Annotated in this window: 27 protein-coding genes; 13 read left to right on the top strand and 14 right to left on the bottom strand. The window is 59.5% G+C overall.

The window, feature by feature from the left end; all coding sequences use genetic code 11:
• Window positions 1-109: 109 nt before the first annotated feature.
• The 4 genes from BJ928_RS26040 to BJ928_RS26035 form a co-directional block, all read right to left on the bottom strand.
• Window positions 110-1000, bottom strand: a complete 891-nt coding sequence (locus BJ928_RS26040; RefSeq protein ID WP_047633362.1) for an NAD(P)-dependent oxidoreductase — start codon at window positions 998-1000, stop codon at window positions 110-112.
• A gap of 179 nt (window positions 1001-1179) precedes the next feature.
• Window positions 1180-1314, bottom strand: a complete 135-nt coding sequence (locus BJ928_RS39745) for a hypothetical protein (RefSeq protein ID WP_281023965.1) — start codon at window positions 1312-1314, stop codon at window positions 1180-1182.
• 39 nt (window positions 1315-1353) lie between these two features.
• Entirely contained in the window at window positions 1354-1512 is a 159-nt protein-coding gene (locus tag BJ928_RS38905) for a hypothetical protein (protein WP_167078361.1), read from the bottom strand.
• Between the two features lie 91 nt (window positions 1513-1603).
• Entirely contained in the window at window positions 1604-1828 is a 225-nt protein-coding gene (locus BJ928_RS26035) for a hypothetical protein (RefSeq protein ID WP_245432541.1), read from the bottom strand.
• Window positions 1829-2029: 201 nt separating this feature from the next.
• On the opposite strand from BJ928_RS26035, the gene coaD reads away from it, so the two are divergent.
• From coaD to BJ928_RS26000, 7 genes are all read left to right on the top strand, one after another.
• Window positions 2030-2542, top strand: a complete 513-nt coding sequence (gene coaD, locus BJ928_RS26030) for a pantetheine-phosphate adenylyltransferase (protein ID WP_047633475.1) — start codon at window positions 2030-2032, stop codon at window positions 2540-2542.
• Between the two features lie 29 nt (window positions 2543-2571).
• Window positions 2572-3144, top strand: coding sequence for a peptidylprolyl isomerase (locus tag BJ928_RS26025; RefSeq protein WP_047633364.1), 573 nt, complete (start codon window positions 2572-2574; stop codon window positions 3142-3144).
• Between the two features lie 132 nt (window positions 3145-3276).
• Window positions 3277-3786 carry a peptidylprolyl isomerase gene (locus BJ928_RS26020; RefSeq protein WP_047633365.1) on the top strand — a complete coding sequence of 170 codons (510 nt, stop codon included), beginning with the start codon at window positions 3277-3279 and terminating at the stop codon, window positions 3784-3786.
• An 88-nt stretch (window positions 3787-3874) separates the two neighbouring features.
• On the top strand, window positions 3875-4960 hold the full coding sequence (gene queA / locus BJ928_RS26015) for a tRNA preQ1(34) S-adenosylmethionine ribosyltransferase-isomerase QueA (protein ID WP_047633366.1): 1086 nt from the start codon (window positions 3875-3877) through the stop codon (window positions 4958-4960).
• A gap of 6 nt (window positions 4961-4966) precedes the next feature.
• On the top strand, window positions 4967-6097 hold the full coding sequence (tgt, locus tag BJ928_RS26010) for a tRNA guanosine(34) transglycosylase Tgt (RefSeq protein WP_047633367.1): 1131 nt from the start codon (window positions 4967-4969) through the stop codon (window positions 6095-6097).
• A 242-nt stretch (window positions 6098-6339) separates the two neighbouring features.
• Window positions 6340-6759: a VOC family protein gene (locus BJ928_RS26005; protein ID WP_047633368.1), complete on the top strand. Its 420-nt coding sequence runs from the start codon at window positions 6340-6342 to the stop codon at window positions 6757-6759.
• Between the two features lie 258 nt (window positions 6760-7017).
• Window positions 7018-7908 (top strand): cell wall hydrolase, encoded by an 891-nt coding sequence (locus tag BJ928_RS26000; protein ID WP_047633369.1) that lies wholly within the window; start codon window positions 7018-7020, stop codon window positions 7906-7908.
• 77 nt (window positions 7909-7985) lie between these two features.
• On the opposite strand, the gene BJ928_RS25995 is transcribed toward BJ928_RS26000, so the two are convergent.
• Genes BJ928_RS25995 through BJ928_RS25985 form a run of 3 tightly spaced genes read right to left on the bottom strand, consistent with a single transcriptional unit; the run spans window position 7986 to window position 10254 of the window.
• Entirely contained in the window at window positions 7986-8408 is a 423-nt protein-coding gene (locus BJ928_RS25995; RefSeq protein ID WP_047633370.1) for a DUF4864 domain-containing protein, read from the bottom strand.
• 56 nt (window positions 8409-8464) lie between these two features.
• A complete protein-coding gene (gene fabF / locus BJ928_RS25990) occupies window positions 8465-9730 on the bottom strand; it encodes a beta-ketoacyl-ACP synthase II (protein ID WP_047633371.1) in 1266 nt (421 codons plus the stop codon).
• A gap of 17 nt (window positions 9731-9747) precedes the next feature.
• Window positions 9748-10254, bottom strand: coding sequence for a helix-turn-helix domain-containing protein (locus BJ928_RS25985; protein ID WP_047633372.1), 507 nt, complete (start codon window positions 10252-10254; stop codon window positions 9748-9750).
• Between the two features lie 96 nt (window positions 10255-10350).
• On the opposite strand from BJ928_RS25985, the gene BJ928_RS25980 reads away from it, so the two are divergent.
• A complete protein-coding gene (locus BJ928_RS25980) occupies window positions 10351-10842 on the top strand; it encodes a GNAT family N-acetyltransferase (protein ID WP_052227782.1) in 492 nt (163 codons plus the stop codon).
• Window positions 10843-10927: 85 nt separating this feature from the next.
• Here BJ928_RS25980 and BJ928_RS25975 read toward each other — a convergent pair whose 3' ends face one another.
• Entirely contained in the window at window positions 10928-11518 is a 591-nt protein-coding gene (locus tag BJ928_RS25975; RefSeq protein ID WP_047633373.1) for an NADPH-dependent FMN reductase, read from the bottom strand.
• 216 nt (window positions 11519-11734) lie between these two features.
• Here BJ928_RS25975 and BJ928_RS25970 point away from each other — a divergent pair, with 216 nt between their 5' ends.
• Window positions 11735-12115, top strand: coding sequence for a nuclear transport factor 2 family protein (locus tag BJ928_RS25970; RefSeq protein WP_047633374.1), 381 nt, complete (start codon window positions 11735-11737; stop codon window positions 12113-12115).
• Between the two features lie 76 nt (window positions 12116-12191).
• On the opposite strand, the gene BJ928_RS25965 is transcribed toward BJ928_RS25970, so the two are convergent.
• Both BJ928_RS25965 and BJ928_RS25960 read right to left on the bottom strand, forming a co-directional pair.
• Window positions 12192-14093, bottom strand: coding sequence for an ABC transporter ATP-binding protein (locus tag BJ928_RS25965; RefSeq protein WP_047633375.1), 1902 nt, complete (start codon window positions 14091-14093; stop codon window positions 12192-12194).
• Window position 14094: 1 nt separating this feature from the next.
• A complete protein-coding gene (locus BJ928_RS25960) occupies window positions 14095-15984 on the bottom strand; it encodes an ABC transporter ATP-binding protein (RefSeq protein ID WP_047633376.1) in 1890 nt (629 codons plus the stop codon).
• A 228-nt stretch (window positions 15985-16212) separates the two neighbouring features.
• On the opposite strand from BJ928_RS25960, the gene BJ928_RS25955 reads away from it, so the two are divergent.
• A complete protein-coding gene (locus tag BJ928_RS25955; protein WP_047633478.1) occupies window positions 16213-16869 on the top strand; it encodes a dihydrofolate reductase family protein in 657 nt (218 codons plus the stop codon).
• 44 nt (window positions 16870-16913) lie between these two features.
• On the opposite strand, the gene BJ928_RS25950 is transcribed toward BJ928_RS25955, so the two are convergent.
• Entirely contained in the window at window positions 16914-17807 is an 894-nt protein-coding gene (locus tag BJ928_RS25950) for a LysR family transcriptional regulator (RefSeq protein WP_047633377.1), read from the bottom strand.
• Window positions 17808-17906: 99 nt separating this feature from the next.
• Between BJ928_RS25950 and BJ928_RS25945 the strand changes: the two genes are divergently transcribed.
• The 3 genes from BJ928_RS25945 to BJ928_RS25935 all read left to right on the top strand — a co-directional run bounded on the left by BJ928_RS25945 (window position 17907) and on the right by BJ928_RS25935 (window position 20687).
• Window positions 17907-18131 (top strand): DUF1127 domain-containing protein, encoded by a 225-nt coding sequence (locus BJ928_RS25945; protein ID WP_047633378.1) that lies wholly within the window; start codon window positions 17907-17909, stop codon window positions 18129-18131.
• 327 nt (window positions 18132-18458) lie between these two features.
• Window positions 18459-19310 (top strand): D-alanyl-D-alanine carboxypeptidase family protein, encoded by an 852-nt coding sequence (locus tag BJ928_RS25940; RefSeq protein WP_047633379.1) that lies wholly within the window; start codon window positions 18459-18461, stop codon window positions 19308-19310.
• Between the two features lie 273 nt (window positions 19311-19583).
• Window positions 19584-20687 (top strand): agmatine deiminase family protein, encoded by a 1104-nt coding sequence (locus tag BJ928_RS25935; RefSeq protein ID WP_183079454.1) that lies wholly within the window; start codon window positions 19584-19586, stop codon window positions 20685-20687.
• A 291-nt stretch (window positions 20688-20978) separates the two neighbouring features.
• Here BJ928_RS25935 and BJ928_RS25930 read toward each other — a convergent pair whose 3' ends face one another.
• The 3 genes from BJ928_RS25930 to BJ928_RS25920 are packed head-to-tail and all read right to left on the bottom strand — an operon-like array spanning window position 20979 to window position 23081.
• Window positions 20979-21470, bottom strand: a complete 492-nt coding sequence (locus BJ928_RS25930; RefSeq protein WP_047633380.1) for a YbaK/EbsC family protein — start codon at window positions 21468-21470, stop codon at window positions 20979-20981.
• Window positions 21467-22294 carry an MBL fold metallo-hydrolase gene (locus tag BJ928_RS25925; protein WP_047633381.1) on the bottom strand — a complete coding sequence of 276 codons (828 nt, stop codon included), beginning with the start codon at window positions 22292-22294 and terminating at the stop codon, window positions 21467-21469. Before BJ928_RS25925 ends, BJ928_RS25930 begins: the two co-directional genes overlap by 4 nt.
• Window positions 22295-22298: 4 nt before the next feature.
• Window positions 22299-23081: a TatD family hydrolase gene (locus BJ928_RS25920; protein ID WP_047633382.1), complete on the bottom strand. Its 783-nt coding sequence runs from the start codon at window positions 23079-23081 to the stop codon at window positions 22299-22301.
• Between the last annotated feature and the right edge of the window lie 5 nt (window positions 23082-23086).

Below are 23086 nucleotides of genomic sequence, written 5' to 3'. Positions count from 1 at the left end.
ACTCTCCGGAAGTGGAACGATTTCAATCGCATGGGCTTGGCAACAGGCCCATGCGATTGTTTTTTGGGCCAGCTCGCTTTCCGAGTTCACCGCCGATTGTCCAGTCGTTCTATTCCGCCTGCCTGTTGCTTGTGGAAAAGGGCGGCAAAACTTCCAGGCTTCCTCGATCCAGTTGGGCAAGAACCTCGTCATAGCCAAAGCGGAAATGCCATCCGAGGACGGAGCTTGCGGATTTCGATGCGTAGACGCGATCGATCCTTTGAGCCAATGGCCAGTTTCGTTGCGCAAATTTCGTAGCGAGGCCGGGCGCGCGCAGTTGGATGACAGACGCGGCGTCGACCGCCAGCATCTCGCAATCCTCCGGTTTGAATAGCGTTCCCGCAGAGATGATGTGCCGTTGAAAGTGATCGCCGCCGTTGGTCAAGCCGGCCGCATGGGCGTCGGCTACGTCTCGTATGTCGACGCCGCGATGCAATCTGTAGGTCGCTGCGATATTGGCAGGCTCCGGAAAACTGCGAGACATGCGCAAGACGCGCACCTGCAGATCCGGTCCGGCCATACTCTCAAGCATCCGTTCGGCTTCCAGCTTCGTGCGATGATAGATGCTCTTAGGCTGCGGAACGGTATCTTCGTCGACCCATATGCAGCCGCCTGGAACGACCGTATGGCCATAAAGGGCGGTAGTGCTGGTGAATATCAGCCGTTTCACGCCGGCAGCCATTGCCGTCTCGGCTAGCAGATATGTTCCCTCGACATTGATACGGCGAAATTCGGCGTCGGGAACGGTTCCGACATGAGGTGCATGAAGGGCCGCACAATGGACAATCGCATCGGCACCCTCGATCGCCTCGCGCAGAAGCGCGGTGTCGGCGAGATCGCCGACAAGATGTGTCGTCGAAAACGGCGAGCGATCGATCCCGACGACCGAATGTTCTCCCGCCAATCGATTGAAAATGGCGCGGCCAAGCCGCCCCGAGCTGCCTGTCAAAACAATGCGCATGTTGATCCCCGAACGAAGCTGGCTCGAGTATAGCGGGAGTTACGTTCGCTGTCTCGAAAGCAGCGCATCGGCGCAACATCTTGAAATTACGGCAATAAAAAACCGGACGCTGGCGGGGAGAGCGTCCGGTTCAGGGTCCATCCGAGCATATGGCGGGGGAGATGCTCGGTACGCGGAGATCAGAGCGTCTTGTGACGCTTATGCAGCCTCTTGCTCTCTTCGCTTTCGCGGTGGAGCGCCGAAATGGTGGATGCGACTGACACGATAAACATGATGCTGATGAAAAGCGTAAGCAGCGTCAAAATTGTGAACATGATCGCTCCCTCCTTTGGTGGGACTAGCGTTCAGATCCCTTAGTACTGGCTCGAGGCAACGAAGGGACGAGCCGAAGCAAAGGGACCATAGATCTTCGACTGGTCTGGTTTCTGATCGTAAAGCGCAACAGTTGCTGCGAGCATTCCCGAAATCATGGCCATCCAAACAAAGTTAATAAGGGTGATCTTGTCGGGCATACTCTTCTTCCTTCTTGCCGCAATGTGCAATCTGAGTTTCGAACTGTTAACGCGGCGTTTCCCAAATGGTTCCGCCGATATTGAGGGCTATCTAGCAATGCGCGTCTGAAGCCATCTTGAATGCCTTGTTCATCTGGCGTTCAGATTCGCGATGCGTTTTGCGCATGGCAGTGACGATTTCTTGGGCAAAATCGACGTTCTCGCCTCTTTCCGAGGCCGTTTCCCATTCGAGCTCGTAGTTGTCTGCGAAAAGATGAACGAGGTATTCGACGAAAAATGAACCGATGATGGCGCCGGCGATGATGAAGACGAGCATGGCGAGATTTCCCTGAAGCCGTAACCGGCGAGCCGTTGAACCAGGCCCGTTTCGATGTTGATGCCAGTAAAGCATTGCCGAGCTGAAACAGGCTTGAATGGCGTGTTCATCTACGGTTCAGAGGCGGTCCCTGGGTTGCAAATCACTTGCGATGCGGCGTCATCCGTGACAAAAGGCGTCGAAACAACGAGCCGGCTTGCTATGACGACAGCCTTCTATCCTGGGTCCTTCGACCCGATGACCAACGGACATCTGGATGTTCTTGTGCAGGCGTTGAACGTCGCCTCGAAGGTGATCGTTGGCATCGGCATCCATCCCGGCAAGAAGCCGCTTTTCTCTTTCGAGGAGCGGGCCGAACTGATCCGCCGATCGCTCGGCGAGGCCCTGCCGCAAAAGGCGGGCGATATTTCGGTCGTCGCCTTTGACAATCTCGTCGTCGACGCCGCCCGCACCCATGGCGCGAGCCTGCTCGTGCGCGGCCTGCGGGATGGCACGGATCTCGATTATGAAATGCAGATGGCCGGCATGAACAGGCAGATGGCGCCGGATATCCAGACGCTGTTTCTGCCAGCCGGCACGGCCTCGCGGCCCATAACCGCCACATTGGTGCGGCAGATCGCATCCATGGGCGGCGATGTCAGCGCCTTCGTTCCGTCAGCGGTTCTGCAAGCCCTGACCGGCAAACTCAAAAATATGGCCAGCGGCAACAGCTGAGCCTAAATCCAATCCCGAACGGAGTATCCATGAAACTCTTTCATATTGCATTGGCAGGATTCCTGAGCCTTGCCGCCTTCGCCGGCAGCGCGTTCTCGGCCGCGGCCGCGGATCTTCTGACCATCCAGCTCAAGGACGGCCCGGTGGTCATCCAGCTGATGCCGGAAGTTGCTCCGAAGCACGTCGCCCAGATCGAGGCGCTGGCGAAGAAGGGTGCCTACGACAACGTCGTCTTCCATCGAGTCATCGATGGCTTCATGGCTCAGACTGGTGACGTCCAGTACGGCAATACGACGAAGGGCTATGATGCAAACAAGGCCGGCACCGGCGGTTCCGACCTGCCGAACATTCCGGCGGAATTTTCCAAGGTTCCATTCCAGCGCGGCACTGTCGGCATGGCGCGTGCGCAGGACCCGAACTCCGCCAACTCGCAGTTCTTCATCATGTTCGCCAATGGTGATTTCCTGAATGGCCAGTACACGGTCGTCGGCAAGGTCATTTCGGGCATGGAGCTCGTCGACAAAATCAAGCGCGGCGAAGGCCAGAACGGCGAAGTGAGCAACCCTGACAAGATGATCAAGGTCACTGTCACCAAGAAGTGATTTTACGGGCGCGATCCCCGAAGGTGCCTATGCCTTCGGGAAGGGATCGTGCCGAGGCAAGTTGCATGAACCTGAAGACGTCAAGTCGTTCGGGACCGTGCAGAACCCAACAGAGAGAACAAGGAAACGAACATGGCTGAGATCAAGGACCCAGAAAACACCCTCATCCTGGAAACCACCAAGGGCCAGGTTGTCATTCAGCTTCTGCCGCAGGTCGCTCCCGAGCATGTCGCCCGCATCAAGGAACTGGCGCGCGAAAAGGCCTATGACGGCGTCGTCTTCCACCGCGTCATTGACGGCTTCATGGCTCAGACCGGCGACGTGCAGTTCGGCAAGCAGGGCAGCGAAACCTTCAACCCCGGCCGTGCCGGCATGGGCGGCTCCTCCAAGCCTGACCTGAAGGCCGAATTCTCCGCGACCTCGCATATTCGCGGCACCTGCTCGATGGCCCGTTCGCAGAACCCGAACTCGGCCAACTCGCAGTTCTTCATCTGCTTCGCGGACGCTCCCTGGCTGAACAAGCAGTACTCCGTCTGGGGCCAGGTTATCTCCGGCATGGATTTCGTCGACCAGATCAAGCGCGGCGAGCCGGTGAAGGAGCCGGATTCGATCGTATCCGCGCGGGTTGCCGCCGACGTCTGATCGTGATTACTCCTGAAACCCGCCTCTTGCGCCGTTGGCGTGAGGGGCGGGTTTCGCTTTGCCTGAATGAACTGCCTGGACCAAATGAATGCGTGTTGACCTTTTCGACTTCGATCTGCCGGATGAGCTGATAGCGCTCAGACCCGCCGAGCCGCGCGACAGCGCCCGTCTGCTCGTCGTCGACCCGAACAATGGCTCGAATACGCTGAGCGATCATCAGGTGCGGGATCTCCCATCCTTTCTGCGTCCCGGCGACGCCGTGGTCTTCAACGATACCAAGGTCATCCCGGCGCAGCTGGAGGGCATTCGCCATCGCGAGGGTGCGCCCGGCCAACAGGTTTCGGCGACCCTGCACATGCGCGTCGCACCCGATCGCTGGAAGGCCTTTGCCAAGCCCGGGAAGCGCATCAAGATCGGCGATCGCATCCAGTTCGGTCACGGCGAGAATGTCTGCGCACTTGGCGCGCTGGATGCCACGGTTGAAGAAAAGGGCGAGGGCGGCGAGATCACGTTGAAGTTCGATCTCTCCGGTCCCGCTCTCGACGAGGCGATTGCCAGCGTCGGGCATATTCCGCTGCCGCCCTATATCGCGGCGAAGCGCCCGGAAGACGATCGCGACCGCGCCGATTACCAGACGATCTATGCGCGCGAAGAGGGTGCCGTCGCGGCACCCACCGCCGGCCTGCATTTCACGCCGTCCCTATTTGCTGCTCTCGATACCCTCGGCGTCGAGCGGCATTTCGTGACGCTGCATGTCGGCGCCGGCACCTTCCTGCCGGTCAAGGCCGACGATACCGACGACCACAAGATGCATTTCGAGATCGGCTATGTCGATGCCGCCACCGCTGAAAGGCTCAATGCCGTCAAGGCAAGGGGCGGGCGCATTGTCTGTGTCGGCACCACCTCTCTGCGACTGATTGAAAGTGCTGCGGCAGATGACGGTACGATCCAGCCATGGCAAGGCGCCACGGGCATTTTCATCACGCCCGGCTATCGCTTCAAGGCCGTCGACATGCTGATGACCAATTTCCACCTGCCGCGCTCGACCCTGTTCATGCTCGTATCGGCCTTTGCCGGCCTCGATACGATGCGCGCGGCCTATACCCATGCTATCGAGACGGGCTATCGCTTTTATTCCTATGGCGATGGCAGCCTGCTCCACCAGAAAGACTAGAACGAAATGACCGAGAGCTTTCAGTTTCAATTGAAGAAGACCGATGGCGGCGCGCGCCTCGGCGAAGTCTCCATGCCGCGCGGCGCGATCCGCACGCCGGCGTTCATGCCCGTCGGCACGGTCGGCACCGTCAAGGCCATGTATCTCGACCAGGTGCGCGAGACGGGCGCCGATATTATTCTCGGCAATACCTATCATCTGATGCTGCGCCCGACGGCCGAGCGCGTCGCGCGTCTCGGCGGCCTGCACCAGTTGATCCGCTGGCCGCATCCGATCCTCACCGATTCCGGCGGCTTCCAGGTGATGTCGCTGTCCGGTCTGCGTAAGCTGGACGAGCAGGGCGTCACCTTCAAATCGCATGTCGACGGCAGCCTGCATCACATGTCGCCGGAGCGCTCGATCGAGATTCAAGGATTGCTGGGTTCCGATATCCAGATGCAGCTCGACGAATGCGTTGCACTGCCGGCAACGCCGAAGGACATCGAGCGCGCCATGGAAATGTCTCTGCGCTGGGCGGAGCGCTGCAAGGTGGCCTTCGGCGACCAGCCCGGCAAGGCGATGTTCGGCATCGTCCAGGGCGGCGATGTTCCGGAACTTCGCGTTCGCTCGGCGCAAGCGCTCAGCAGCATGGGCCTGAAGGGTTATGCAGTCGGCGGTCTCGCCGTCGGCGAGCCGCAGGAAGTCATGCTTCGAATGCTCGATATTACGCTTCCCGAGCTGCCGACCGAGAAGCCTCGTTACTTGATGGGTGTCGGCACGCCCGACGATATCCTGAAATCGGTCGCGCGCGGCATCGACATGTTCGATTGCGTGATGCCGACCCGCTCCGGCCGTCACGGTCTGGCCTTCACGCGTCGCGGCAAGGTAAACATCCGCAACGCCCGTCATGCTGAAGACATGCGTCCGCTCGACGAGCAGTCCAATTGCCCGGCCTCGCGCGATTATTCGCGCGCCTATCTGCACCACCTCGTCCGCGCCAACGAAGCGCTCGGCGGCATGCTGCTCTCCTGGCACAATCTCGCCTATTACCAGGAGCTGATGCAGGGCATCCGCCAGGCGATTGCCGAAGGCCGTTTTGCCGACTTCATGGCGGAAACGACGGAGAATTGGGCGAGGGGCGATCTCGAGCCGGTGTAATTCGGCGACTATCGGGGTGCCGGGACTGCTCTTGCTGCCCCCGAGATTTTGCGTTAGTTGACATCTGTCGAAAAAGGCAGGGTCGGTTTCGGTAGGCCCGACCCCTTCCACTGGGAAGCTCTGCTCCACGCCATTGGCGCGAGAGCCCGCGACGCGGAACTTGGCCATCGTGGCCGAGTATCCCGCGTTAGCGTGTGCCACGTCGACCGGCATACCTCCGCGGGAAACCCTGTGGAGCTGTCATGAGATTGAATCACCTGGATCTACACGTTCCCGATGTTGCCGCCACGCGAGATGTTCTTGTTTCCGCGTTCGGCCTGACCGAGGTCGGGACGCGCGGCGCGAACGGTCTTGCGATCCTGCGCGACGATGCCGGGCTTGAACTGGTCATCAGTCGGCCGGTGGAGAAGTTCGGTGGCGGCGATGCCGTATCGGTCGGCCTCAATACCTATCACATCGGTTTCATGCAGCCTTCTCGGGAGGCGGTCGACGCGCTGTTTGAGCGGGCAAAATCGGCAGGCTGCGAAATTTGGCAGCCGCCCGCCGCAAGACGCGGCGGGTGGTCGTTCTATTGTTTCGCACCCGGCCGAATCCTCATCGAGGTGGGCTGGCGCATGGAGCTCGCCTATTCGGTCAATCATTTATTATCAATTGATTGCTAACCTTAACAAACATTGTTGCAGGCCGATTGGAGCGCAGGCGTAAAGGTTTGTCGGGTGCTCCAGCCGTGCTTGCGATATGGCTTTGAAACAATAAAGCATTGGGAAAAATAGCGAATCGGAATAAACGGTCCATCCGCCATTGAAAAACGTCATTGGCTGATTTGATCGCGTGGCCGCTTGGAATTTGGAAAAAATCCGGCTAAAACGCTTTCTCTTGTCGATAAGGGCTGTACTACCGAAAATAGGAGGCACTTGCCGTTGAGGGCGCAACGCAAATTCGGGGCATGTTTTTCGGGGCTATTGGTTGTCGGCCTGGCCGCTACCAGCTGCACGACGACGCAGAAGACCGCACCGACCCCGCACAATACCACGAAGCCCATCCGTGGTGCGAAAGTTACCTATAATTACACCGCGAAGGACAAGGACTGTCTCGAACGCGCGATGTATTTCGAATCTCAGCGTTCCGACCCCGGCGGTTACATGGCCGTTGGAACTGTCGTGATGAACAGACTGACCTCCGGTGCCTATCCGCCCACGATCTGCGGCGTGGTCTCCCAGGAAAAGCAGTTCGCGCCCGGCGTGATGACCAAGGAAGTCAAGGATCAGGCGAAGCCCGATCTTGAGGTCGCTGCCTCTGCCATCCTGCGCGGCGAGCGGCATCCCCAGGTTAAGGATGCGATGTTCTTCCATACCGAAGGCCTGCGGTTCCCCTACGACAATATGCATTACGTCGCCTATGCTGGCGGTAACGCATTTTACGAGAAGCGCGGCCGGGATGGTGAGCTGCAGACAGCTGCGCCGCTTCCGGCCTATGAAGTTGCGATGAACTATGTGTCCACGCAGGGCGCGCAGCAATCTCCGTTCGTCCTGCCGGAAACCCAGCCAGCGCCGACGACTTCGGCCGTCGCAGCCTTTACGCCCGTCTCCAATCCGGTGGTGACGATGCCGCAGAGCGCCGTTCTCATCCCCGCCGCCGTTCCGATCCCGACGCCGTCACCGACGGACATGGCGATTTCGGGACCGCTTTCGAACGGCGAGACTATCTACACGAATACGCCGATGCCAGCATCGACGGTTGTCATTCCCCAGCCGCGCCCGGAATTCGATGGCAATAGCGTCGTCGGAAATTCCGTTAGAATTCGCGGCTAAAGCACCTGCCAAGCTTTGAAACAGCGCGTCTCTCTGGGAGGCGCGCTGTTTGCATTTGGGCGGCGCTATTTCCTAAATTAGATGCCCTCACTCGTCGCCTTGGAGAGGATCTGCACACCATTGATCTTGTAGCTGCCGTCGGGCTGCCGGGTGATCTGGTAGATCGCCGTCCAGTCCTTGTCGTCGGTGCCCGTAATCAGCACCTCCTGATAGACGACGGCACCATTATCGATCGCACGGCTTTTTCCGAAGGCGTAATTGCCGGGATGATAGACCGGCTGGTAGCTCTTCTTCACCATGGCGAAGAAGCTGTCCTTGTCCGGGAAAAGTGCCTTGATGCCGGGCGCTGCGAAGGAATAGGCGGTCGCCGCATCATCGTGCAGAAAAGCCTGGATCTGTTGTTCAATGAGATTCTGTGCCGTCTGCACCGGATCTTCCGCAAAGGCGGCCGTTGTGAAGGAAATGCAGCAGAGAAAGGCGGCTATGAAAAAAGCGCGCATGTCGAACCCCAGCCATTTGGGGAAGCATAGCGCGCTTTGATGTCAGGCAGAAGCGATTACTGCCAGCGGCGGAAGAGGGCGCTGGCGTTGACGCCGCCGAAACCAAAGCCGTTGGAGATCGCATATTCCATCGCCATCGGGCGTGCAGCGGTGCCGACGATGTCGATCCCCTCTGCAGCGGGGTCCGCATCCTGCAGATTGCGGGTCGGCGGCGCGATCTGGTCGCGCAGTGCCATGATGGTAAAAATCGCTTCCATACCGCCTGCAGCACCCAGAAGATGGCCGGTCGCGGATTTCGTGCCGCTGACGGCGATCGCGCCATCGCGCCCGAAGACCGTCTTAACGGCTTCCATCTCGCCGCGGTCGCCGACCTGGGTCGATGTCGCGTGCGCATTCAGGTGCTTGACCTCAGCCGGTGAAATCCGAGCCTGGGAGAGGGCGGCAAGCATGGCCCGGCGCGCGCCGTCGCCGTCGTCCGGTCCGGCGGTCATGTGATAGGCATCGGCGGCGGTGCCATAACCGACAAGCTCGGCAAGCGGCGTCGCACCGCGGGCAAGCGCATGCTCCAAGGTCTCGATGACAAGCATGCCGGCGCCTTCGCCCATGACGAAGCCGTCGCGGGCGCTGTCGAAGGGACGGGAGGCTTCTTCCGGTCTATTGCTGAAGCCCGTGGAGAGCGCGCGTGCTGCGGCAAAGCCGCCAAGGCTCACCGTATCGATGCAGGCTTCGGCGCCGCCGCAGATGGCGACATCGGCCTCGCCGGCGCGGATCAGCCGCGCCGCATCGCCAATCGCCTGGACGCTGGCGGCGCAGGCCGTGACCGGCGCCCCGAGCGGCCCCTTGTACCCGTAGCGGATGCTGACCTGTCCGGCCGCGAGATTGACGAGGAAGGAGGGGATGGTGAAGGGCGACAGCCGCCTGACGCCGCGTGTTTCGGCGGTTCGCACGGCATCGGCAATGGCAGGAAAGCCACCGACGCCCGAGGCGATGATCGTTGCCGTCCGCTCCAGTGCGCCAACATCAGCCGGCTGCCAGCCGGACTGCAGGATCGCTTCCTCAGCGGCCGCCATCGCAAGGAGAATGAAGCGATCCATCTTCTTCTGGTCCTTGACCGGCACGTATCGGTCGACATCGAAGCCGGCCTCGGCATCCTCCGTGATATCGGAGACAACGCCGCCAACCTTGGCAGCGAGATCGCCCACCATCTCGTCGGGAAGCAGTCTGAGGCCTGAGCGCCCCTCGACCAGTCGCTTCCAGCTTGCCGTAACACCCACGCCCAAGGGAGAAACCAGTCCCATCCCGGTGACGACGATACGATCCATGTCTTGCTCCTATTCGGTCAGGCGTCGAAGCCCAAAAACCATGCTTTCATCTGGGCAATGCGTTCATGAACGGTGTTGTCGGCCGCCGGCCCCGGCACGAGAATCGTGTCTTCGGGCTGAAAGGCACGGCCGGTGACGCGGTCGATGAGAAGCGGGTCGCGGTCCTCGCCGGTATTGGCGTCGACAAGGCGCATCGCGACTTCTTCGGCCGGCAGATGCTGATTGCCCCAGGTAAACAGCGCCATCAGCACGGGAAAGAAATCCCGCCCCTTGCTGGTCAGCACATATTCGTAGCGCGGGGGCCGCTCATTGTAGAGGCGGCGCTCGAACAAGCCTTCATCGGTCAAATGCTTGAGACGCCGTGTGAGGATATTCGGCGCAACGCCGAGGTTCTTCTGGAATTCGTCGAACCGGCTCAACCCCTGAAGCGCGTCACGCAGGATCAGAATGCTCCACCAGTCACCAACGCTTTCGAGCGCGCGGGCGGCGGGGCATTTGAAGGTGCTGAAGCTGGTTCTTTGCATGGGTGAGGCAGATAACATGAGTAACTATCATTATGCAAGTTACTATCATGATGTTACCCGGCTGACATGCACCCTCGCTCTCGATAGATTGGCGGTATGATGGAGAACCGTAATCTGGATACCGAGCGGTTACACCTGCGAGCGCTTCAGTCTACCGACAGCGCTTTCGTCGGAGAGTTGATTGCCCACGAAGAGGTGCGCCGCTTTCTCGGCGGACCTGTTCCGATCGCTCAACGCGAGGCGGTGATGGCAGGCTGTCTCGCATCCGCGGACGGGGAAATAGTGTGGCTGGTGGAAGCCAAGAATTCGCGACAACGCCTTGGTTTGATTTCCATTTCATATCATAGGGACGGTCAGGACCGCGAATTGTCGTATCAATTTCATCCCGGCGCCTGGGGTTTTGGCTATGCAACGGAAGCGGCAAGGCGCGTCCTTGATTATGCCTTGAAGGAGTTGCAGCTGGATAGACTGATAGCGGAAACCCAGTCCGCCAACGCCGCATCCCGCCGGCTGCTGGAACGAGTGGGGATGAGAGAAGCGGCGCGATTGCATCGGTTCGGAGCCGAGCAGCTCATCTATGTGAGCTAGTTGTTCATCGCAAAGGCACCCGTGAAGCAGAGAATCGGCGCCAAGACGAGATGCCCGGCGGCCGCTGCTCTTGTGTGCCGGGTTTTCAGTATGGAGGCGCCTTGCGGGCGCGCTGCTGTTTCGCTGCCTCGGTCCACCAGGCGAGATCGTCGGCAAAGCGGGGAAAAGCTCTCGCAAGGGCATCGCCTCCGCTGCCAATGGGCTTGTTGTCGGCATCCAATGTCGCCGAGATATTGGCGACGGCAAGCGTGCTGGAGATGACGATCATTCCCATCTCGGAGAGGGTGCCATGCCATGCGGTCGCCGCATGTGCGCCGGAAAGGCGGCCGCCAGAATAGCTGGCAATTGCCGCCGGCCGCCAAAACCATTCCTCGAGGTAATGATCGGTCATGTTTTTCAGACCGGGCTGCATGCCCCAATTGTATTCACCTGTAACGAAAACAAAGGCATCGGCTCCGCGAATTTTCGCGGCAAGCCTTTCCATTTCCGACGGAGCGGAACCTTTGGAGTACTCCTTGTACATGCGGTCGAGCATCGGCAGTCCCACGTCTTTCGCATCGATCAGTTCCGCATTGTCTCCGCGCTGACGAAGGCTGGCTACGAGATAATTCGCGAGGCGGATTCCGACGCGATCCGATCGGTAGGAACCGTAGAGAACCAGAATATTGTCGGTCATCGTTGACTATCTCCTCCACTGTGGACTTCGAAATGAAGCAGGCTCAAGTGGTGCGCACCCTCATGGCCGAAAGGCAACGCGCAACGTCCGATGAAAAGTGATATAGGATCAATGATGGATTTTGATAGCCGTCCCAATAAGGCGGCGTGATTCTTCAATTCGAATTGACGTCACGAAACCTATCGATCTGCTGAGCAGCAATCTGGGACAGCAAAGATGGATGAGAATGAGATTCGAAAAGCGCTCGATCGGCACTGGGCCGCCTCGGACGCAAATGATTTCGATGTCGAGCACGACATATACGAGGAAGATGCCGTGCTCGAGTACCCGCAATCGGGCGAACGCATCAGGGGGCGGAGCAACATTCAGGCCTCGCGCATCGCTCAACCTAATTCCAAGCGCTTCACCGTGCGGCGCATCGTTGGGGCGGGGAACCTCTGGATTACGGAGTTCGTCCTCACCTATGACGACAGCCCGTCCTATTCGGTGAGCATCATGGAATTCCGGGACGGCAGAGTGAGCCGTGAGACCCAATATTTCGGTGCTCCGTTTGCGCCGGGACCATCGCGGGCGCAATGGGTTGAGCGGATGGGATGAAATCGCCACCACTCGATTGGTCCAAAGTGCGTCGAGAGCCCAGAGATCCTTGGGGCCTGGCTTTGCAAGCCAAGCCCTAAGTCCGCGACTCCGCAGGCACCGCAGCGGAAACCTCTTCCTCCGGAATGTCGTCGAAGGACGCATAATTGAGGTTGTAGAGCTTCGAGTAGAGCTTGCGGTTGGCCATCAGCTGATTGTGGTTGCCGCTTTCTAGGAGCTGGCCGTTCTGCAGCACGAGGATGCGGTCGGCCTCACGGATGGTTGCCAGACGGTGGGCGATGACAAGGCCCGTGCGACCCTCGAGCAGCTTCACCAACGCCTTCTGGATCAGCATCTCGGTATAGCTATCGATATTCGCCGTGGCTTCGTCGAGCACGAGGATCTTGGCATCGGCGACAAGGGCGCGGGCGAAGCTGACGAGCTGGCGTTGACCGAGCGACAGACCGCCGCCGCGCTGACCGAGAACGTGGTCGTAGCCATCGGGCAGCCGCATGATGAATTCATGCGCGCCGACAGCCTTGGCGGCTTCGATGACCTCTTCGCGCGTCGCTTCCGTTTTGTTGTAGCGGATGTTCTCCAGCACCGTGCCGGTGAAGAGGAACGGCTCCTGCAGCACCATAGCGATCTGACGTCCGAGCGAATCTTGGGTGAGGGACCGCACGTCATGACCGCCGACCAGAACCTGACCCTGCTGCACATCGTAGAAACGATGGATGAGCGCCATCGAGCTGGACTTGCCGGAGCCCGTCGGCCCGATCAGCGCCACGGTCTCTCCCGGATTGACCCTGAAGCTGACATTCTTCAGCACCGGATGTTTGGGATTGTAGCCAAAGACGACGTCGCGGAACTCGACCGAGCCGTCCATATCGGGCGAAAGTTCCTTGGCGTCGGGTGCGTCCTTGATGTCGACCGGAACGTCGAGCACCTCGGTCAGCCGCTGGCCGGAGGCCATGGCGCGCTGCATCACGGAATACTGCATCGTCAGCGAGCGAATCGGGTCGAAGAATCGCTGAATATAAAACAGGAAGGCGACCATGATGCCGACATCGAGCTTGTGGTTCAGCACCATCGAACCGCCGACGATGATGACGATCGCCATCGCCATGCCGGTCAGCGTATCGACGATCGGCACCATGACCTGGGCATAGCGCGCCGCCGTCAGATGCGATTGCAGGTTTGTATGCGCCTTGTCGTCGAAAAGAGCGAAATTGACCGCCTGCCGATGCATGCCCTGGACCGCCCGCACGCCATGGATCGCTTCCGCCAGCGCACCATTGGTGACGGAATTGGTCTCATGGGCGTTCATGAAGGCGACACGCGCCTTCGGCAGCCAGAACAGCCGGACGACAAACAGGATCGGCATGACGGAAAGCGTCAGCAGGCCGAGCCGGAAATCGAGCGACAGCATGACGATGACGATGCCGAAAAGCAGGGCGATGTCGCCGACGGAAAGCACGGAAGTTTCTAGGAATTCCTGCATGGAGTTGACGTCGCCCTGCAGGCGCGACATCAGGCGTCCGACCTCGGTCTTGTCCATGAAGGATAGCGAGACGCGCTGCAGATGGGCAAACATCGCCCGGCGTATGTCGAACAAAACCTCTTCGGCCACCTCGCCGACATAGGTCTCCTGCACATAGCTCGCCCCGTAATTGACGAGGATTGCCGCCGTAAAAATCCCGAGAGACAGCCACAGCGCGGAATAGTCGATGGCGCCTGGTGCCATCGCACTGTCGATTGCATGGCGAATGACAAGCGGTATGACGATCTGGGAGCCGGTAAAGAGCAGAACAGCCGCGACGGAGATATAGATTTGCCGGCGATAGGGGCTGACGAAGGCCCAGATGCGGCGGATGATCTTGCTGTCGAAGACCTTGCCGAAGATCTCCTCTTCGACACGATGTGACCCGACGACCGCGCGGGGAGGGCGACGACCATCCTCGCGCACATCGTTGCGCTCGGTTTCGGTGATTTCCGACATGTCAAACCTCCCTTTTCGCTCTTTCGAGCGTGCCGCCGGATGTCTTGACGACATCATCCTCCGGGCGAACCTGCAGATCGTAAAGCGCCTTGTACCGCCCTCCAGCGGCCAGAAGCTGCTCGTGGGTGCCGCGCTCGACGATCTCACCATCCTCGATGAACAGGATCTGGTCGGCATGCATCAGCGAACTCAGCCGGTGCGCGACGATCAGCGTCACGCGGTCGCGGGCGAAACGCTTCATGGCGCTGCGGATACGCTGCTCCGTTGCAGCGTCGATCGCCGCGGTGGAATCGTCGAACACCATCACGGCCGGCTTCAGCATCAATGTCCGGGCGATCGTCAGGCGCTGACGCTGGCCGCCGGACAGCGACACGCCGCGTTCTCCGACGATTGTCGTGTAACCGGCCGGCAGGCCGAGAATGTAGTTGTGCAGCTGCGCCGACTCGGCGGCGCGCTCGATGCGAGGTTCTTTCGCCCAGGGGTCGCCGTAGGCGATATTGTTTTCGATGCTGGTGGTGAACAGGAAGGAATCCTGCTGGACGACGGCAACGTTCTGCCGCAGCGACTGCAGCGTCGCCTTGCGGATATCCTGGCCGTCGAGGGTAATGCTTCCCGCGGTGACGTCGTAAAAGCGCGGAATGAGATGGGCGATCGTGGACTTGCCGCTACCCGGCGGCCCAACGATGCCGATCGTCTGGCCACGCTTCGCCTCGAAACAGATATTCCTCAGCACCGGCCGCGTTTCCGAGCCAGGATAGCTGAAGTCGACATTCTCGAACCGCAGAGTGCCGTCGCTCACGACCAGCGGCTTGGCGTCCGGCGCATCCTTGATAGGGATATCCAGATCCAGCAGCTCGAACAATCGTGACCCACAGGTCGACGCGCGCGCAAAAGCATTGACCATCAGGCCGAGCTGGCGCACCGGCATCTGCAGGATGGTCATGAAGGTCAGGAACGACGCCAGCGTACCGACGCTGATCTGGCCGTCGATGACCTTCAGGCCGCCGAGCCAGAGCACGAGCCCCATTGACACGAAGAAGGAGAGGTTCATGGCGCTGGTGTTGATGACGCGGATGCCGACACGTTGATGAGCGAGGGAGAGCGCGTCATGCGAGGCGCGATCGAACTTCATCAGCTCGTGCGCCTGTGCGGCGAAGGCGCGGACGACGCGAATGCCGCCGAGATTTTCCTCCATCACACGCGTCAGCACCGAGAGGCGCTCCTGCAGATCAAGCCAGGTCGACCGCAGCCGCAGCTGCGTGACGGAAGAGCGCCATGCGACGAAGGGCACGAAACTCAGGGCCAGCAGACCGAGCACGACATCCGTCGACAACAGCATATAGGCGCCAACGCCGATCAGCATGGTCAGCAGCACCATGCGCACCAGCGCGGTCGAAAAATACATGCGCACGCCTTCGAGGTCGAGCAGGCCAACCGTGATGAGGTCGCCGGAATGAGCCTTGTCGTGGAAGCTGAAGGAGAGCTGCTGAATCTTCTCGTAACAGGCCAGCCGAAGCTCGTAGCCCATGTGATGGCCGACCGCTTCGCTGTAATAGTTCTGCACCATGGTGAACAGGCCGCGCAGAACGCTGATGACAAGCAGCAGCAAGGCGGTCGTCATCAAGGCGTTTTCGGCGATTTGCCCGGCGGCGCCGCCGCCAACCGCCGTTTGGGTCTGGTCGACGGCACGTCCCAGAAGGCGCGGGATCATCAACTGCAACGTTGCAGCCACGAAAGTCGCCCCGATTGCGAAGCTAGTCTGCCAGGGATGGCGCAGCGTCATATGGGTGATACGGACGATCGTCGACAGGCCTTGGCCCCAACCGACCGCATTGACATGCGCACGCGAAACCATTGGCTTCGGCGCGCTTCTTGATGAATCGCTGCTCACGCTTTTATCCAGGCATAATTAAACGAGGCGGGCCCGCAGACGGGTTCGTATCTCAGGAAAGAATATTGATAGGATGAATTTTGCCGATTCCGTGGCGACGTTCAAGAGTCAATCGGTCACAAGTCCCACGCGAACGTTAGATTATGTGTTCGAAAAATATTCGATGACATGTCGGGATCGAAATCGCGGGAACGTCCTTCGGGCACCATAACGGAAAAGGAGGATTTCATGCGCAAGATTATCTTAGCTACATTCATCAGTCTCGACGGCGTCATGCAGGCACCGGGCGGTCCCGATGAGGACCCGACAGGCGGCTTCAAGCATGGCGGTTGGGTGTTCCCTCACTCCGACGAAGGGACCGGCAAGGCGCTCTTCGAACTGTTCGAAAAGCCGTTCGCGCTGCTGCTGGGACGCAAGACCTATGACATTTTCTCAGCTTATTGGCCCCACATCGGCAGCGACAATCCGGTTGCCAATAAGTTCAACAGCGTTACCAAATATGTCGCGACGCGCGGCGATGCCGAGCTGAAATGGAACAGGAGCCAGTCCCTCGGCAAGGATGTCGTCGCCGCGCTCAAGGAGCTGAAAGCAGGCGAGGGACCGGATCTTCTCATCCAGGGCAGCGGCGATCTCATTCAGACCCTGTTGCGTCACGAACTGATCGACGAATTCAATCTGATGATCTTCCCGCTCGTGCTGGGCAGCGGCAAGAAGCTGTTTGCCGGCGGGGCAATTCCTTCCGCAATGAAACTGCTGCGTACCCAGTCGTCTCCGACCGGCGTCATCTTCGCGACCTATCAGCCGGACGGCCCGGTGAAGACAGGTTCCTTCGCCATGCAGGACCCATCAGAGGAGGAGATCGAGCGCCGCAAGCGGCTCGAATAGCTGGTATGATCGCGGCGAGACTCCAAATGGGCGTCGCGCCGCGATCAAGAGGCATGGTCGATCGCTGGAAATTCTCGAAGCGCTTTCATGATTTCGCGCAGGCCCTTTGTGAGATGCTTGTCTCGGCGCAACACCATGCCGAGTTGCCGAACGAGCCTCGGTTTGAGCGGCGAGGTGACAAGCAGATCAGACGTGTTTCGCCTCAGTGCCATGTCGGGGAGGATGGACCAGCCAAGGCCGGCGGCGACCAGCTCCTTGATGGCCTCAACGCTACCGAACTCCATGGCTGGCTCGGGGCGAACTCCGCCGGCCTCGAACCATTCATCTGCGGCGCGGCGCGTGTTGCCGCCTTCGTAGAGCAATAGCGTCTTGTTCCTCATGAATTCGACATCCGGTCCGCCGTCCGGCATCACACTTCCCTTTGGCGCTACGGCCAAAAGCTCGTCTTGGTGGAATGGTTCGACCTCGAGGGAACGACCGGCGGCGGGCAGGGCGACCACTGCGAGATCGAGCGCGTTGGACTCGAGATCGCGCAGGATTTCGGCGATATTGCCGACACGGACAATGATCTCGAGATCGGGCATCCGCTTCTTCGCCATGGCGATGGCGCGCGGAAGCAGATGGATGGAAGCGGTACCACCGCTGCCGATCCGCACGCGGCCGACCGATCCCTCGCGGAAAGGCGCCATCGCCTCCTCCGCCATGGAACAGGTCTCCACGATGCGCCGCGCGTGAGGAAGTAGCTCCAGGCCGGCCGGCGATGGCTGCGCCCGCCGTCCGACGCGCTCGATCAGCTTTACGCCGAGGCGCTGCTCCAGAAGCTTCACCTGTTGGCTGACCGCGGGTTGCGTGAGTCCCACCTTGTCGGCAGCCGCCGTGAAGCTGCCGAGATCGACGACACTGAGAAAGGTGGCCAGTTGATCGAGATTGAGCAACAAAAGAATTCCTTATGAATTGCATTAATAGCATAAGCTTCATTCATTGCGAATGCCAGCGCATCCTAGGGCCATGTTGATGCAAGCCCAGGGAGCATGAAGATGATGATCGATATCGATAGGCCGATGCTGGCGGCGAGAGGCAATGCCGAAAGCCTGCGAAAGCGCGGAATTCTACGTGTCGTGCTGACGAGATTTCTTGCCTATCTCGAAAAGCGTGAGACGAGATGGAGTCTGCGCGAACTGACCGAGGATGAGCTCCGCGATATCGGCATGACACCCGCCGAAGCGCGTAACGAGATCAACAAGTCATGGTTCTGGGATTGAGACGCGAAGGCGCGGAAACCATCGCGCGAACAGAACGGTCGAGGGAGTTGATGAGGCTCACCAGCGCCGCTTCGGCAATGAGATTTCGAGCCGCATCGGAGAGAACCAGCCCCTGAGGTTACATCGATCGAGATGGCGAGATCGGCATTTAGGCGAGGGTGGATGGCAAACAGTCTGGGGACTATTGTCGGGTTGTCTTTTTTTCATGGTTTCGTTCTTGTTTCCGCCATAGATTTACCCGATCCCTTCCGCTCGAAGACTAGCGGCGGGTTCTGCTCGTTCGCCCGCTGCTTTGCCAAAACACCAATATAAGAGATCGCAAAATCCATGCTTAAAACAACGTCCTTGCTCCTCGCCGCGACGATTTCGACTTTATCGCTCATCGGCGCAGCTTCGGTGGCCGAGGCCGGGCAGGCGAGCTATCTCGTGGATGCGCATAGCGGCCAGGTGCTGGAAGCATCGAATGAAAACGAGCTGAATTTTCCGGCATCGCTGACAAAGATGATGACGCTCTACCTCGCTTTTGAGGCGCTGCATGCAGGCCATCTGAAATGGGATCAGAAATTGACCATGTCGGAGAATGCCGAGAGCAAGGAGCCTTTCAAATTCGCGGTCGGCGCGGGCCGCAAGGTTAGCGTGCGCGAAGCTGTCGAGGGCATCATTGTTCTGTCGGCCAACGATGCGGCGGTTGCAATCGGCGAGCAGCTCGGCGGTTCCGAGGATAGTTTCGGCAAGCTGATGACTGCCAAGGCGCATCAGCTCGGCATGAACAACACGGTCTTCAAGAATCCGTCCGGCCTGCCAGATCCGGAACAGGTCACCACGGCGCATGACATGGCGGTGCTTGGCGTCGCGCTGATGCGGGACTTTCCGGAGGAGTTCAAGCTCTTCTCGATGCGTGGCATGAAGTTTCGCGGCATGAAGCTGCGCGGCCACAATAATCTGATGTATCGCTATGCCGGCGCCGACGGCATCAAGACGGGCTATACCGATGCCTCGGGCTACAATCTCGTGACGTCGGCGACGAAGAACGGCCGCCGCGTCGTCGGCGTGGTCATGGGCGAGAAGACCGCGGAAATCCGCGACGACAAGATGGCAGATCTTCTGGATACCCATGTGCCTGCGGCGTCAGCAGTCACCGGCTCGGCTACGACGGTCAAGCAGAGCACGACCAACTGATTGTCGCATCGAAGACTAGCGAAACCGGTCGACTTGGGCATCAGGGCGAAGACCATGCGGCCCGCGACGATTGCTGGAGCATGTCGCGCAAAAGTGCGCAGCGGTTTTGCGAGAACGACACGCGCAAAATCAAGAGCTTAAAGCGCAGGGAGCGAATCTGAGTGATCGCGATGCGCTTTAGAGCATGGGCGAGGGCGGTGCGCCCCGTCCCCCATTGCCTGGAGATCCAAGGCCGCTCATAATCATATCCAGATGGTTGGACAGGATACTACGATGCAGATGCAACGCCGTACTTTGCTTCAATTGGCTGCTTTGGCTGGCGGGCTCCCGGCATTTTCCCGAGTTGCCGGCGCAAAGATGGCGGCAAGCGGCGCCGGATTCCGGTATCCGGAGGAAACCGATCCGCATGAACGAACCTTCATGCAATGGCCGAATAACCGCAAGGTTTACGACGACCCGGATTTCCTGTTCGATCTTCAGGGAACGATCGCGAGGATTGCCAATGCGATCGTCGAGTTCGAGCCCGTTGTCATGATAGCCGCGGCCGAGCATCACAAGGCAATCCGCAAGCGCATCTCCGGCAAGGTCGAGCTCTGGGACATTCCGACGGATGACCTCTGGTGCCGGGATTCAGGCCCTTCCTTTGTCGTTGATGGCAAGGGAGGCATTGCGGTGACGCAGTTCAATTTCAACGGTTGGGGCAACAAGCAGATTCATGGCAATGACGGGCGGATCGCCCAACGCGTGGCTGAACGGCTAGGCCTGCGGGTTTTCGACTCGGGACTGGTCGGCGAGGCTGGCGGCGTAGAAACCGACGGCCACGGCACGCTGATCGCGCACGAAAGCAGCTTTGTGAATTCGAACCGCAACAAGGGCACCAAGGCTGAAATCGAGCAGATGCTGCTGGAAACCATGGGTGCGACGAAGGTGATCTGGGCGCCGGGGATCAAGGGTGCCGACATCACGGATTATCACATCGACGCTCTCGCGCGGTTTGTGAAGCCAGGCGTCGTCCTGATCCAGATGGGCGAGGCGGTCGACCCTGATGATCCCTGGTCGGTCTCGGCCTTCGAAACGCACGATATCCTTGCCAAGGCGACCGACGCCGAGGGCCGCAAGCTGGATCTCGTCGTCTTGCCGGAACCATCCGATATCCGGGTCGATGCGGATGATTTTGTCTCATCCTACGTCAATTATTACGTTTGCAATGGCGCTGTGATAGCGGCTCAGTTTGGCGACAAGAAAGCCGACGAAAAGGCCAGAGCGACCTTGGTCGATCTCTATCCCGGCCGCGAGATCGTGATGCTCGATATCGACAATGTGGGTGAGGTCGGCGGCGGCATTCACTGCGCAACGCATGAGCAGCCGAAGGTTTGAGCACGGGCGATCGCCCACCTAACGGCAAGCGATCGCCAATCCGCTTCCTGTCGCGGCGATCAGCGGTGGCGTTTCTTCGAGCAAAAGAACCCGATCAAATGCGGTCAGCGGCGCGACATACAGATAATTGGTCGCTCGGGCGGCGGAGGGCCGTTTCAAAACCTCCAAAGTGAAGCCATTGAAATCATTGGCATGTCGCACTTGGAAATAGAATATACCCCCCACATACAGACGTCAGATAAGATAGATTATGGAACTAAAAACGATCCCACACGATCGGCCGGCGCGCTCTCAACTTGCCTTGATGCGGATTACCTTTGCCGCGATCTTCTCGGCCAGCGTCTTCGGGTGGCAAGCAAAAATGCTGTCCGGGCGTCCGGCCGCACACCACACTTGATCATAAGCCAAAAGGCTCTCGTCCAAGAAAACAGGCAGCTCGACGAGATGGCCGATCGGTGCGACGCCGCCGATGGCAAAGCCAGTTTCGTCGCGAACGCGGTCGATGTCAGCGCGCTTCAATCTGACGCCGTAAGCCGTTGCAATATATGCGGTATCGGCATTATGAGCGCCGGAAACCAGAAGCAGCGTCAGTTCCTGCGTGTCGGCATTGACGAAGACCAGCGATTTCACGATTTGGCCAACGGCGCATCCCGCAGCCTTGGCGGCTTCCTCGGCCGTCCGCGTCGATTGTTCCATGCGCTTGATCGAGATGTCGAGCCCCAGCGTGCGCGCGGCAAGCTCGACGCGCTCCAGGCTGGACAGCTTCTTGATATCTTCGCTCATAGATAGTCATCCTCCACGTCGAGTTCGATCTGCATCTGATCGTAGGCCGGCTCGACATGGTCGGGCGTTTCAGCCAGCACGGTCTCATAATCGAGCGGCGTATGCATGTGGGTCAAGATGGCATGTTTCGGCGCCAGGCGTTCGATCCATTCGAGCGATTCCGCCAGGGAAAGATGGCTGGGATGCGGCCGGTACTGCAGAGCATCTATGATCAGGATGTCGAGATTTTGAACTTTAGCGATAGATTCCGGCGGGAAGTCGCTGATATCGCTGCAATAAGCGAGCTTGCCGATGCGAAAGCCGAGCGAGTGGATATCGCCGTGGAGCTGCTTGTGCGGCCAGAAGCGGATCGGGCCGCCTGCCCCTTCGATCGTAAAGCTGTTCTCGAGATTTTCGATCAGCACCGGCCGCACGATCGGCGGATAGCTGCTGCCGGGCGGCGTTTCCAGGCAATAGCGGAAGCCTTCGCGGATGCGATCCATGGTCGGCGGATCGGCATAGATCGGGATGCGCTCGTTCGAAATATGGAAATAGCCGCGTAGATCGTCAATGCCGTGAATGTGATCGGCATGGGCGTGCGTATAGAGCACGGCATCGATGAAGCTGACGCCGGCATGGATCATTTGCTCGCGAAAATCCGGGCCCGTATCGATGACGACGGTGGTAATGCCGCCATCTGGCGCGATCTGCTCGATGAGAAAGGCTGCGCGCGTGCGCCGATTCCTCGCGTTCTTGGGATCGCAGGCACCCCAATCGCCGGTGATGCGCGGCACGCCCGGCGACGAGGAACAGCCCAAAATGGTGAAGCGCCGCCGATATGTCACGACGTCAAACCCTCGTCATCTTGGAGAAGCAGCGGAAGGCATTCGCCGTCGTGATTTCGGCAATCTCGTCCATGCTGACGCCGATCGTATCGGCCAGCACCTCGGCTGTGTTGACGACATAGGATGGTTCGTTGCGTTTACCGCGCCAGCGCTTCGGCGCGAGATATGGCGCATCGGTCTCGACCAGCAGCCTATCGTGCGGGATCGTCTTGGCGATGTCGCGCAGCTCTTCCGATTTCGGGAACGTCAGGATACCAGAGAAAGAGATGTAGCCGTCGAGCTCGACACCCGTGCGGGCAAGGGCAGGGCCAGCGGAGAAGCAGTGCAGGATGAAGGGGAAAGCCCCCTTCCCTGTTTCCTCGGTCAGGATATCGGCCATGTCCTCGTCGGCACTACGGCTGTGAATGACCAGCGGCAGCTTCGTCTCGCGCGCGGCCGCGATATGGCGCAGGAAGCCGGTCTTCTGGTCTTCCGGATTGACGGTATCGTAGAAATAGTCGAGACCCGCCTCGCCGATAGCAACGATCTTCTCGTGCTGGTTTGCCAGCCGCACGAGGTCTTCCGTCTGGATGTCCAGTTCCTGGTCGGCGCTGTTTGGATGCGTGCCGACCGAACAGAAAACCGACGGATAGCGATCGGTCAGCGCCAGCAACCCGTCGAGCTTTCTGACCTTGGTCGAGATGGTGACCATCTGTTTGACGCCGACCTCGTGAGCACGGGCGACGATCGTGTCGCGCTCCTCTTCGAAGTCGGCAAAATCCAGATGGCAATGCGTATCGATCAGCATGGAAA

Origin of the sequence: Rhizobium sp. WW_1, assembly GCF_003610155.1 — a bacterium.
GTDB lineage: Bacteria > Pseudomonadota > Alphaproteobacteria > Rhizobiales > Rhizobiaceae > Rhizobium > Rhizobium tropici_A.
This window is presented reverse-complemented; position numbering and strand designations above follow the sequence as displayed.

Excerpts from the sequence above, each read along its gene's own strand:
- BJ928_RS25980 (WP_052227782.1), top strand. The coding sequence starts at position 10,351 with ATGATGGAGAACCGTAATCTGGATACCGAGCGGTTACACCTGCGAGCG.
- BJ928_RS25975 (WP_047633373.1), bottom strand. The coding sequence starts at position 11,518 with ATGACCGACAATATTCTGGTTCTCTACGGTTCCTACCGATCGGATCGC.
- BJ928_RS26040 (WP_047633362.1), bottom strand. The coding sequence starts at position 1,000 with ATGCGCATTGTTTTGACAGGCAGCTCGGGGCGGCTTGGCCGCGCCATT.
- BJ928_RS25970 (WP_047633374.1), top strand. The coding sequence starts at position 11,735 with ATGGATGAGAATGAGATTCGAAAAGCGCTCGATCGGCACTGGGCCGCC.
- fabF (WP_047633371.1), bottom strand. The coding sequence starts at position 9,730 with ATGGATCGTATCGTCGTCACCGGGATGGGACTGGTTTCTCCCTTGGGC.
- queA (WP_047633366.1), top strand. The coding sequence starts at position 3,875 with ATGCGTGTTGACCTTTTCGACTTCGATCTGCCGGATGAGCTGATAGCG.
- BJ928_RS26005 (WP_047633368.1), top strand. The coding sequence starts at position 6,340 with ATGAGATTGAATCACCTGGATCTACACGTTCCCGATGTTGCCGCCACG.
- BJ928_RS26020 (WP_047633365.1), top strand. The coding sequence starts at position 3,277 with ATGGCTGAGATCAAGGACCCAGAAAACACCCTCATCCTGGAAACCACC.
- BJ928_RS25920 (WP_047633382.1), bottom strand. The coding sequence starts at position 23,081 with ATGCTGATCGATACGCATTGCCATCTGGATTTTGCCGACTTCGAAGAG.
- BJ928_RS26025 (WP_047633364.1), top strand. The coding sequence starts at position 2,572 with ATGAAACTCTTTCATATTGCATTGGCAGGATTCCTGAGCCTTGCCGCC.
- tgt (WP_047633367.1), top strand. The coding sequence starts at position 4,967 with ATGACCGAGAGCTTTCAGTTTCAATTGAAGAAGACCGATGGCGGCGCG.
- BJ928_RS25955 (WP_047633478.1), top strand. The coding sequence starts at position 16,213 with ATGCGCAAGATTATCTTAGCTACATTCATCAGTCTCGACGGCGTCATG.
- BJ928_RS25945 (WP_047633378.1), top strand. The coding sequence starts at position 17,907 with ATGATGATCGATATCGATAGGCCGATGCTGGCGGCGAGAGGCAATGCC.
- BJ928_RS25930 (WP_047633380.1), bottom strand. The coding sequence starts at position 21,470 with ATGAGCGAAGATATCAAGAAGCTGTCCAGCCTGGAGCGCGTCGAGCTT.
- BJ928_RS25940 (WP_047633379.1), top strand. The coding sequence starts at position 18,459 with ATGCTTAAAACAACGTCCTTGCTCCTCGCCGCGACGATTTCGACTTTA.
- BJ928_RS25995 (WP_047633370.1), bottom strand. The coding sequence starts at position 8,408 with ATGCGCGCTTTTTTCATAGCCGCCTTTCTCTGCTGCATTTCCTTCACA.
- BJ928_RS25965 (WP_047633375.1), bottom strand. The coding sequence starts at position 14,093 with ATGTCGGAAATCACCGAAACCGAGCGCAACGATGTGCGCGAGGATGGT.
- BJ928_RS38905 (WP_167078361.1), bottom strand. The coding sequence starts at position 1,512 with ATGCCCGACAAGATCACCCTTATTAACTTTGTTTGGATGGCCATGATT.
- coaD (WP_047633475.1), top strand. The coding sequence starts at position 2,030 with ATGACGACAGCCTTCTATCCTGGGTCCTTCGACCCGATGACCAACGGA.
- BJ928_RS25935 (WP_183079454.1), top strand. The coding sequence starts at position 19,584 with ATGCAGATGCAACGCCGTACTTTGCTTCAATTGGCTGCTTTGGCTGGC.
- BJ928_RS26035 (WP_245432541.1), bottom strand. The coding sequence starts at position 1,828 with ATGCTCGTCTTCATCATCGCCGGCGCCATCATCGGTTCATTTTTCGTC.
- BJ928_RS39745 (WP_281023965.1), bottom strand. The coding sequence starts at position 1,314 with ATGTTCACAATTTTGACGCTGCTTACGCTTTTCATCAGCATCATGTTT.
- BJ928_RS25985 (WP_047633372.1), bottom strand. The coding sequence starts at position 10,254 with ATGCAAAGAACCAGCTTCAGCACCTTCAAATGCCCCGCCGCCCGCGCG.